Here is a 10,036-nt window from a genome sequence, read left to right on the forward strand (position 1 = left end):
ACTTCCGGACGTCACCGTCGTCACCGTTCTCCGCCTTTTTCCTCACCGTAATGACGCCCCCGAAGGGGCCGTACCCTTAAGCACCCCTAAGGGCTGGGTCGTTCGACTCGTCTGCTTTCAAGGGGACTTGAAGGTCGAATGAACGCCTCACGTAGGACAGGGAATCGAGGAGTTCCGCGGCGGTGACGGCATGCGCCGGACGCACGTCGGCGACACCGGTCAGCGGCATCCTCCCGACATCCGCCCAGCGCAGCCGGCCGTCCGCCGCGATGTAGCTCCTGCTGCGTCCGGCGTTGTCCGGGTGCAGGCAGTAGGGAACGTCCAGCCGGCCTTCGGCGAACGCCTTCAGCAGTGCGGCGCCGGGGTCGTCGTCCAGGTTGAGCACCGCGTCGACCAGCGCGTACGCCTCGGCGTACGTCTCCGTCGCGGTGCCGTCCAGCGGGGCTCGGGCGGTGCGCGCGGCGGCGTCGGCCGCGTGTTCCAGGGCGGCGACGTTCTCCGCCACCGTCGGGATGCGCCGGGATTCCGCGACGGTCTTCACGATGAGGCGTTCCGAGCCGCTCGCGACGGCCAGTGCGGCGGCTTCGGCGAGCAGTCGGCGGGCCCCGTGCCCGGTCTCGGGGAACAGTCCCATGTAGGCGTAGACGACGACGTGCCATTCGGTGTCCGGGAGGAACCGCGCGCACAGGCTGCGCAACGCGGCCACCGCCTCGGCGTCCTGACGCGGATGCGTCTGCTGGGCGTAGCTCACGGAAATGCTCCGGATTCCGTGTCGACGGAAGAACAGCGCCTCCAGCACGCTGATCGCCACGAGCAGCCCGGACGGGCAGAGCTGGCCCAGCATGCAGCCGCCGAAGGTCTCCAGATGCGGTTCCGCGCCGCTCGCCTGGCGCAGGGTGGCGAGCAGTTCGCAGGACTCGGACCAGTGGGCGACGGACTCGCGCAACGGGACCCTGCCGTACGGCAGGCAGTAGGAGACCGGCCCGCCCTCCGACGCGTCGAGTCCCACGGCCATCAGTGCCCGGAAGATGTGCTGGGGTGCCGCCGAGCCGTGCCGTACCTGCACCGGGAAGGCGGGGCCGTGGATCCCGTCGAGGACCCGGCGGGTGGTGGTGGTCTCGTGGCTGGCCAGGGGATAGCCGTTGAGGTCGGCCCCTTCGAGGACGGCGAGCTGCGCCGACTCCAGGTCGCCGACCCGGGTGTAGCTGTCCAGGGTGAGCGTGCCGACGGTCGTCGCGGCGGCGTCCCGGGTGGCGAGCAGCCCGGACCGCATCCGGTCCGGGTCGCTCATGCCCATCCGGGGCTGTACCACCAGCCGTCCGGCGTCGTGGGCCCGGCGCACGAACGCGCCGAACCCGGCGCCGGACGCATCGGGGCCCGCGGGGGCAGCGGTCACACCAGGACTCGCTGGGGCAGCGCGTCGAGCATTCCCCGGAAGACGGTGACGCCCTCGGCGCTGTCGTCGAAGACCGCGTCGCAGCCGACGGCGCGCAGCGCGGCCGTCTCCGCCTCGCCGCAGGGTCCGGCGATGCCGAGCTTGCCGCCGATGACGACGGGTACGGCGGCGAGCGCGGGGTGCTCGCGCAGCCGGGTGACGGTGCGCATGCCGTCGTGGTAGCCGTGCCCGTTGACGCTGCTGATCACGACGAGGGCGGGGTCGTGGGCCACGGCCTCGCGGATCAGCAGGTCCTCGGGCACGCAGGGGCCGAGATTGACCACACGGTGGCCGTGCTCCTCGATCAGGAGCTGGAGGTAGACCAGGTTCCAGGTGTGCGAGTCGGAGCTGCCGCCGGCCACGAGCACGGGCCGGTCGCCGGGGGCGGGGGTGGGGACGTCACTCATCACAGGGCCTGTCCGTGTTCATAGGTTCGGATGTGCTGGATACGGGAGACGGAGACGAGATCGTCGCCACGGACGACGATCTCGGCGGGCGCGGGCCTGCCGAGGAACATCAGCAGGCTGGCGGTGGGTCCGTAGGAACCGGCGTTGGGGACGGTCAGCAGGTCCCCGGGGGCCGGGTCGGGCAGCGGGACGGCCCGGCCGAGCAGATCGCCGGGGGTGCACAGCGGTCCGGCGAGGTGGGCCGGGGTGCCGTCGGTGCCGACGGACTCGTGCGGTTCGACGGAGACCGGCAGGATGCGGCCGAGGCCGGACATCCCGCCGAAGGTGTTGATGCCGGCGTCGAGGACGGCGTAGCGGGTGCCCCGGCTGTCCTTGACGTTGACGACAGTGGTGAGCAGGGTGCCGCTGTCGGCGACCAGGTAGCGGCCCGACTCGCAGGCGATGCGCGGGGCGCCGTCGCGCCAGCCGGGGAAGTGCTCGTCGAGCGAGGCGGTCAGGGCGTCGCGCAGTCCGCCGTAGGCGGGGCGATGTCCCTGGACCGCGTACGGGGCGGCGAAGCCGCCGCCGATGTCGACGAAGCGGAACGGCACGCCGAGGGCGTCCCGGAGCGCGGCGGCGGTGGCGATGGTGTGCCGGAACTCGGCGACGAGGCTCGCCTCGTCCTTGGCGTTGCTGAGCGGGAAGAAGTGGAGTCCGGCCAGGGTGGTGCCGGGCACCTCTCGCAGTTCGGCGGCGAGCCCGGGCAGGGTCTCGCTGTCGAAGCCGAACTGCGAGGGCACACCGGTCATGCGGATGCTGGTGGCCGCCGCCCCGGTCGCGTTGTTGACCCGGATCAGGCAGTCGGCGGTGACGCCGAGCCGTACGGCCGTCCCGCCGACACGCCGCAGATCGCCGAGGGATTCGACGGAGAACATCCGCACGCCCCGGGTCATCGCCTCGGCCAGTTCCCCGGTGGTCTTGCCCGGACCGGTGTACAGCACCTCGTTGCCGTCGTACCCGGCCCGCAGCACGGCGTCGAGTTCGCCGACGGAGCTGATCTCCGCGCGGCAGGCGCGTGTGTTGTGGGTGTCCCGAGTGTCGCGGGTGTTGTGGGAGCCGTCGGTCCCGTGGGTGTCCCGGGGGTCACGAAGGCCGTCGGTCCGGTGGGCGGCGCCGGTACGCAGCTCGCGCAGGATCTCCGGGTGCGGGTTGGCCTTGGCCGCGTAGAACACGTCGACCTCGTCGGGCAGCGCGGCGAACAGGTCGTCGCGTGCCGCCGCGACCCGGTCCAGGTCGTAGACGTAGGCGGGGGTGCCGAAGCGCCGGGCGAGTTCGGTGGGGCCGGTCACGGCGTGGACGTTCCTTCCGGGTTCTCCAGGATGTGGACGAGCCGCTTGCGGTCGTGCTTGCCGTGCGGGGTCAGCGGCAGTTCGTCGACGACGCGACCGACGCCGGGCACCTTGGCGGGCTCCAGCCGCAGGGACAGCTCCCTGAGCAGGACGTGCGGGTCGATGTCGCCCTCGGCGAAGACCGCGAGGTCCCGGCCGGGGGCGGGCGGCAGGACGGCGGCGGCGCGGACGCCGGGGATGTCCGTGGCGGCGGCCTCGATCTCGGTGGTACTCATGCGGACGCCCTTGTGCTTGAACATGTCGTCCCGACGGCCCTCGTAGAACAGGAATCCGTCCTCGTCGACGTGCCCGAAGTCGCCGGTGTGCAGGCGTAGTCCGCCGTCGGGAGCGCGCCGGAAGGCACGCGCGGTCTGCTCCGGCGCGCGCCAGTAGCCCGGCATGACGTGCGGTCCCTCGACGACGATCTCCCCGGTCCGCCAGGGCGGCAGCGGGGTGCCTTCGTCGTCGACGACGAAGGCACGCGTGCCGGGGAGCGGGCGGCCGACCGATTCGGGCTTGGCGTCCTGGTGTTCGGGGGGCAGCACGGAGACGCGTTTGCACTCCGTCTGCCCGAACTGGGTGATCACCTCGGCTCCGGGGAACGCCGTACGCAGCCCGTCTGCGGTGGTCTTCGGCAGCGCGGCACCGGTGTTGGTGAACATGCGGACGGAGGATTCCCGGCGCGGTTCGCGTTCGGCGAGCGCGCAGATCATGGTGGCCAGGGACGGTACGATGGGGACGACCGTGGCCCCGGTCTCCCGGATGCGGCGCAGCAGCACCAGGTCGGACTCGCCGTCGGCGAGCACGAGGCTGCTGCGTCCGGCGGCGGTGAGCAGCACCTTGTAGAGGCCGTAGTCCCAGGAGATGGGGAAGCGGCAGAACACCACGTCGTCGGGCCGGTAGCCGAGTTCGAGGTTGATGGCCTCGGTCGCGAAGACCATCCGGCCGTGCGGGCAGACGACGGCCTTGGGGGCCGCGGTGGACCCCGAGGTGTAGACGAGGACGGCGATGTCCTCGTGGCCGACGGGACCGCCGTCCCCGCGCGCCTCCCTCCCGCGCAGTTCGGTGATCTCCCGCCAGGTCGTGTCCAGGCCGCGTACGGGGATCCCGTCCACGAGCGCGGCGACGCGGTCGACGGCGGGGGCGGTGACGATCACCAGCGAGGGTTCCGCGTTCTCGACGACCGCGCGCAGGTGGTAGTCCTTCATGCCGGTGTTGACGGGGACGAGGACGGCGCCCCGGCGCGCCGTGCCGTACAGCAGGGCGACGAGTTCGCGGGTGCTGGGCAGCTGCACCAGGACCCGGTCGCCGTGCCCCACGCCCTGTGCCCCCAGCCAGGCGTCGACGGCGTGGCTCCGGGCGGTGAGCTCCCGGTAGGTCCACTGCCCGGCGCTGTCGGCGACCGCCGTCGCGTCGGGGTATTCGGCGGTGGCCTCGTCGAGCAGGTCGTGCACCAGGGCGCCGGTGCGAGCCCGCGTTGTCGTTCGACCGTTCACGGCGGTTCCTGCCGTCCTTCCTGTCGCCCCCATCACTTCTATTGCTCCTGTTGCTCCTGTTGCTCCTGTTGCTCCTGTGGCTGTGGCTTCTTCCGTCGCTGCTTTCGTTCCTGTCACTGCGCCTCCTGCCGTCCTTCGCCCCTGCCAGCGGACCCGGCGGGCCGCCGCCGCAGGGCTTCGGCGCGGGAGGTGAGCTCCCTGCGGTCCGTCTTGCGGTTGGTGTTGAGCGGGAGCGCGTCCAGATGGTGGTAGGCCCGGGGGACGACCGCGGCGGGCAGCAGCTCCCGCAGGTGACGGGCGAGCCGGGCGGGCGGTACGGGGGCACCGGTGTGGAAGACGGCGAGTTCGGCCGTGCCGTCCACGGGGACCGCGACGGTCACCGCGTCCTCGACGCCCGGACAGGCGCGCACGGCGGCGTCGACCTCGGCCAGTTCCACCCGTACGCCGTGCACCTGCGCCTGGGCGTCCTGGCGGCCCAGGTAGAGCCAGCCGTCGTGCTCGGTGCGGCGGACCCGGTCGCCGGTGCGGTAGAAGCGCTGCCCGTCCCGTTCCAGGAAGCGCCCGGCATCGTCGGCCGGATCGAGGTATCCGGGCGTCAACTGCGGCCCAGCGATACATAGTTCGCCCTCGTCGCCGACACTCGGCAAGCGCTCGGCAATGCCCGGCGAGTCGCCGCCGCTCGGCGAGCCGTCGTCGGCCAGCAGCAGCACACGGTGCCCCCGGTGCACATCACCGATCGGAACCATGTCGTACGGGTGCTCCCGGCCGGGCCGCCACCGGTACGCGCTGACGGTGATGGTGAGTTCGGTCGGCCCGTAGAGGTTCTCCAGCACGGTGCCGGGGGCGGCGGCCACCCAGTCCTCGGCGTCGCGGCGGCTGAGCGCCTCCCCCGCGAAGAAGCTCCGGCGCAGCAACGGCAGGGCACCGGGCGCGAGCCCGCCGGTGCGCCGGACCAGCGTGATCGCGCTGGGTGTGGAGAACCACACGGTCAGCCCCTGCTCGGCCACGAACTCCGGCAGGTGCGCGTAGGCGCGCGCGGGGACGGGGACGACGGTGGCCCCGGCGCCCCAGGCGCAGAACAGGTCGAACATCGCGCAGTCGAAGTTGAGGTCGAAGGTCTGCGAGAAGACGTCCCGCGGACCGAAGTCGTAGCGCTCGTCGACCAGCGCGAAGTAGTGCGCGGCGTTGGCGTGGGTGACCGGTACACCCTTGGGCCGGCCGGTGGATCCGGAGGTGAACAGCACATAGGCGACGTCCGCCGGGCGGGCGGGCATCGGCGCCTTGAGCGTGCTGCCGGGGTCGACGGGGATCACCGGCATCGGCTGCCCGCCCGGGGCGAACAGGGTGGGCAGCCGGACGCCGTCCTCGTGCAGCGCGGTCAGCGCGGGCAGGGCGTCGTCGTCGGCGATCAGGGCTCCCACCCCCGCCGCCTCGATCATCTGCCGGGTGCGGGCGACCGGGAAAGCCGGTTGCAGGGGTACGACCACGGCACCGCTGTGGAGAGCGGCCAGAAGAGCCGCGTACGCCGACGGCCCCTTGCCCGCCAGCACGCCGACGGCGGGCGGCCGGCCGGGGAAGCCGGCGAGCAGCGATCCGGCGAGCAGCAGGGCCCGTTCGTGCAGTTCGCGGTAGGCGACAGCGGTGCCGTCGATCCGCAGCGCGGGCCGCTCGGGCGCCAGGGCCAGGCCGCGCAGGAACCGTCCGGACAGCGTCCCGTCCATGGTGGGATCGGTGGGATCGGTGGGATCCACGGTGGCCGCCCCGTCAGCTCGTGGTGCGCTGGAGCATGCCTTCGACGGTCTCCCACAGCACGCCCGCGGTGCGGAAGGTGTCCATGGTCAGCGCGCTGTCGAGGAAGCGCACCTGGTACGTCTCCTCCAGGGTGCCCAGCAACTGGACCGTGCCGAGGGAGTCCAGGCCGAGGTCCTTGAGCTCGGTGTCGGCGGTCAGCGGTTCCTGCGGGGGCAGGAACGGCAGGAAGGTGCGGAGTATCTCTTCGAACCGGTCGTCCCACATGGGGTGTGCCTCCTGCTGATCGTTCGGTCGGGTACGGGCCGGGCCCGGGCGGGTTCGTCCAGGTACGTTCGAGTTCGTTCGGGTCCGGGCGGGTTCAGGCGGCGCGCGGGCGGCGCCGGGGCGTCATCGCGAGGCGGGGATGCGCCGCGACGACGTCGAAGGAGCGGGTGGTGAGGGGAACCCGGCCGAAGAGGCTGTCGGGCCCGGCGACGCACAGCCGTCGCACGCCCGCGTCCCGCAGGGCCGTGACGACGCTCGGCCAGTCCATCGGGTGGTCGAAGCCGTCGAGCAGCATGGTGCGCAGCTCCCCACCGGTGTGCAGCAGCCTGCCGTCCTGGTCGGCGACGACCGGCAACGCCGGGTCGGTGAAGGTGTGGCGGGAGACCACCTCGCGCTCCGCCCTGGCGCGCAGCGGGGCGAACGCGGAGGCGTGCATGGGGGGCCGCATGGTGTAGAGGGGGAGGCTGCCGATGGCGCGGAGCCGTTCCCGCATCCACTCCACGCGCCGCTCGGCCAGGGAAACCATCCAGAAGTCTTCGTCGACGCGGCAGGAGATCTCGTGCCACTCCCCCGCGTCGTCGAGTTCGGCGAGGATCGCGTCCAGTCCGTCGCGCGGGGCGCGGGCGAAGGAAAGGGTGACGACGTCCTGGTGGTGGTCGGCGAAGTAGCCGTCGAGGCAGCGCGCGATCCCGGCGGTCAGCCGGACGGCGTCGGGCAGCTTCAGGGCCCCGGTGTAGGCGAGGGCGGCCTTCTCGCCGAAGCTGGGGCCGGCGACGATGTCCGGTTCGACGCCCAGGTGGTCGCGGGCCCAGTGGGCACAGGCCAGGCTGTTCACGAAGAAGGCGACCTGGGCCGCCTCCGAGTAGTCGCCGTCGGCGCACCGGAAGGCGTCCACGAGCGAGTAGCCGAGCGCCTCGTCGGCGACGGCGACGAGTTCCCGGGCGTAGGGGCTGGCAACCATGAACCGGCCCACCTCGGAGAACGGGACAGGTCCCATGCCGGGGAAGACCAGAGCGGTGTCGTACGCCATGGCGGTGTCCCCGCCCCCTTTCGCAGGTGCCGGCAGCATGCGGCGGCCGGTGTCGTGAAGTACCCGTTGCTCCGACGTGCTGTCACAAACCGTCTGTCACAGGCTGTCTGTCCCAGGCCGTCTGTCCCGAGCCGCTGTCACAGGTCGAGCTGTCCCAGGCCGTCGAGGAACCCGGTCACGACCTCGAAGAACCGTTCCGGTTCCTCCAGGTGCGGCAGGTGGCTGGACTCCTCGAAGATCTCCCAGCGGGCTCCGGGCACGCGCTCGTGGTAAGGCCGGACCACGTCCGGGGTGGCCTCGTCGTGACGGCCGCTGATGAGCAGTGTGGGCGTGCGGATGGTGTGCAGGTCCTCGACGATCGACCAGTCCTTCAGGGAGCCGATGACGTGGAACTCGTTGGGCCCGTTCATCGCGTAGTAGACGGTCGGGTCGTTGTAGATCTCCATGAAGGAGGAGAGGAAGTCACGGGGCCACGGGGTGAGGCGGCACACGTGGCGCTCGTAGAAGACCCGCATGGCCGACAGGTACTCCTCGCTGTCGTACGTGCCGTCCGCCTCGTGCCGCAGCAGCGCCTGCTGCACGTCCGGCGGCAGACCGGCGCGCAGCCGGGCCATCTCCTTCAGCCAGACGGGGTACGAAGCGGGCGCGTTGGCGACGACCAGACCCCGCAGTCCGGGCGGCCGTCCCATGGCGTGCCGGGCGCACAGCGGACCGCCCCAGGACTGCCCGAACAGCACGTAGTCGTCGGCGACACCCAACTCCCTCAGCAGGTTGTCGAGTTCGTCGAGGAACAGGTCGACGGTCCAGAACTCGGCTCCCTTGCCCGGCAGATGGGTCGATCCACCGTTGCCCAGCTGGTCGTAGTGGACGACCGGCCAGCCGTCCTCGGCGAGGCGGGCCAGCGGCAGCAGGTAGTCGTGTGTGCTGCCGGGCCCGCCGTGCACGACGACGACCGCTGGACGCCCCGCGCCGATCTCGCCGGTCACCCGGTACCAGGTCCGGTACTCCCCGAAGGGAATGGTGCCCTTGGCGCTGGGGACGAGCCCCTTCGCGCTGGGTTCCGGGGACACGCTGATCACCTCTGCTCGGCTACGGGGCGCGGCGGCCGTCCGCTCACGGGGGTCGGGCCGGACCGCGGAGCGCGGAGCGCCGGGCGCGGGCGCCGGACGACTGTGCTCCGCCGTGGTCCGCTGCCGACGCTAGCCCCAGCCCCGGCGTCCGACGGACCCCTAACCGCCCCTAGGCCGTGTGTCGAAAGTGGATCTCGGACCGTGAATGATCACGGTTCATGGGTCGGGGAGATCTCACGGACGAGCAGTGGGCGGTGCTGGAGCCGTTGTTGCCGAAGAGCAGGAAGGCGGGGCGGCCGCCCGTCTGGCCTCGGCGGCAGTTGATCGACTGCATACGGTTCCGGATCCGAACCGGTGTTCCGTGGCGGGATGTCCCCGTCGCGTATGGACCGTGGGGCCGGGTCTACGACCTGTTCCGCCGATGGCAGCGGAACGGCACCTGGCAGCGGCTCCTCACCCGGCTCCAGTCCCTGGCCGACGCGAAGGGTGCGATCACGTGGGACGTGAGCGTCGACTCCACGGTCTGCCGCGCCCATCAGCATGCGGCCGGGGCCCGCAAACAGGGCGACCTGCAGAAGGAACCACCGGGCGGCATCTTCACCGAGCCCCGTGATCACGGGCTGGGAAGGTCGCGCGGCGGGTTCACCACCAAGCTCCACCTGGCAGTTGAGCAGGGTCAGAAGCCCATGTCGATCGTGGTGACGGCAGGGCAGCATGGAGACTCGCCGCAGTAGGAGCGTCGTCCGGTGCGTGCGTGCCACGCCCCGCGAGCCCAGATCACAACTCCAGACACGCCCTAGGGGCGCCTAGGGGTGGGCCACCCCCGGCCAGGCTGCCTAGCGTGCGGGGGACGGCCGACCGCGCCGCACCGGCGCCGAGCCCGGAGCCCTTCCCGCGGTGTCGGCGTGCCCCGCTCCTTCCCCCGCGAAGAGGACATCTTGACGCTCTCCCTCCTGAAGGAGGGAGATTCTTACGGCTCGCGCCGTGAGACTTCCTGTTTCATCGCCGACTGCCCGCCCGGAGTTCTCCGTTGAGGTCTTACACCAGCTCCACAGGCCGACACCGCCCGTCCGGCGGCCAGCAGGTTGCGTGCGGCGTTCACGTCCCGGTCGTGGGTCGCGCCGCAGGCGCATGTCCAGGTGCGGACGTGCAGCGGCATCTTGTCCTGCAAGGTGCCGCAGACGGAGCACAGCCTGGAGGAGGGGAAGAAGCGGT

General features: G+C 71.8%; 10 protein-coding genes. 1 reads left to right on the forward strand and 9 read right to left on the reverse strand.

Annotated elements, in window-relative coordinates; genetic code table 11:
• Positions 1 to 76: 76 nt before the first annotated feature.
• From ACFYXM_RS34665 to ACFYXM_RS34700, 8 genes are all read right to left on the reverse strand, one after another.
• Complete coding sequence (locus ACFYXM_RS34665) at positions 77 to 1,396, reverse strand: methylaspartate mutase (protein ID WP_389295518.1); 1,320 nt, start codon at positions 1,394 to 1,396, stop codon at positions 77 to 79.
• Positions 1,393 to 1,842 (reverse strand): cobalamin B12-binding domain-containing protein, encoded by a 450-nt coding sequence (locus ACFYXM_RS34670; RefSeq protein WP_389295520.1) that lies wholly within the window; start codon positions 1,840 to 1,842, stop codon positions 1,393 to 1,395. The genes ACFYXM_RS34665 and ACFYXM_RS34670 overlap by 4 nt, the downstream gene beginning before the upstream one ends.
• Positions 1,842 to 3,170 carry a type III PLP-dependent enzyme gene (locus ACFYXM_RS34675; RefSeq protein WP_389295522.1) on the reverse strand — a complete coding sequence of 443 codons (1,329 nt, stop codon included), beginning with the start codon at positions 3,168 to 3,170 and terminating at the stop codon, positions 1,842 to 1,844. Before ACFYXM_RS34675 ends, ACFYXM_RS34670 begins: the two co-directional genes overlap by 1 nt.
• Entirely contained in the window at positions 3,167 to 4,705 is a 1,539-nt protein-coding gene (locus tag ACFYXM_RS34680; protein ID WP_389295524.1) for an AMP-binding protein, read from the reverse strand. Before ACFYXM_RS34680 ends, ACFYXM_RS34675 begins: the two co-directional genes overlap by 4 nt.
• 113 nt (positions 4,706 to 4,818) lie before the next feature.
• Complete coding sequence (locus ACFYXM_RS34685) at positions 4,819 to 6,426, reverse strand: AMP-binding protein (RefSeq protein WP_389295534.1); 1,608 nt, start codon at positions 6,424 to 6,426, stop codon at positions 4,819 to 4,821.
• 43 nt (positions 6,427 to 6,469) lie between these two features.
• A complete protein-coding gene (locus ACFYXM_RS34690) occupies positions 6,470 to 6,721 on the reverse strand; it encodes a phosphopantetheine-binding protein (protein ID WP_073788050.1) in 252 nt (83 codons plus the stop codon).
• 94 nt (positions 6,722 to 6,815) lie between these two features.
• The gene (locus ACFYXM_RS34695) at positions 6,816 to 7,751 is read right to left on the reverse strand and encodes an ACP S-malonyltransferase (RefSeq protein ID WP_389295526.1); all 936 of its coding nucleotides are present in this window, start codon (positions 7,749 to 7,751) and stop codon (positions 6,816 to 6,818) included.
• A gap of 137 nt (positions 7,752 to 7,888) precedes the next feature.
• The gene (locus tag ACFYXM_RS34700; RefSeq protein ID WP_389295528.1) at positions 7,889 to 8,821 is read right to left on the reverse strand and encodes a proline iminopeptidase-family hydrolase; all 933 of its coding nucleotides are present in this window, start codon (positions 8,819 to 8,821) and stop codon (positions 7,889 to 7,891) included.
• Between the two features lie 218 nt (positions 8,822 to 9,039).
• Here ACFYXM_RS34700 and ACFYXM_RS34705 point away from each other — a divergent pair, with 218 nt between their 5' ends.
• Positions 9,040 to 9,555 carry an IS5 family transposase gene (locus ACFYXM_RS34705; protein WP_389295530.1) on the forward strand — a complete coding sequence of 172 codons (516 nt, stop codon included), beginning with the start codon at positions 9,040 to 9,042 and terminating at the stop codon, positions 9,553 to 9,555.
• A 236-nt stretch (positions 9,556 to 9,791) separates the two neighbouring features.
• Here ACFYXM_RS34705 and ACFYXM_RS34710 read toward each other — a convergent pair.
• Positions 9,792 to 10,036 (reverse strand): zinc ribbon domain-containing protein (locus ACFYXM_RS34710; RefSeq protein WP_389295532.1); only part of this gene is annotated, 245 nt, incomplete at its 5' end.

Source organism: Streptomyces sp. NPDC002476, assembly GCF_042889785.1.
In the GTDB taxonomy this organism is placed as follows: Bacteria; Actinomycetota; Actinomycetes; order Streptomycetales; family Streptomycetaceae; genus Streptomyces.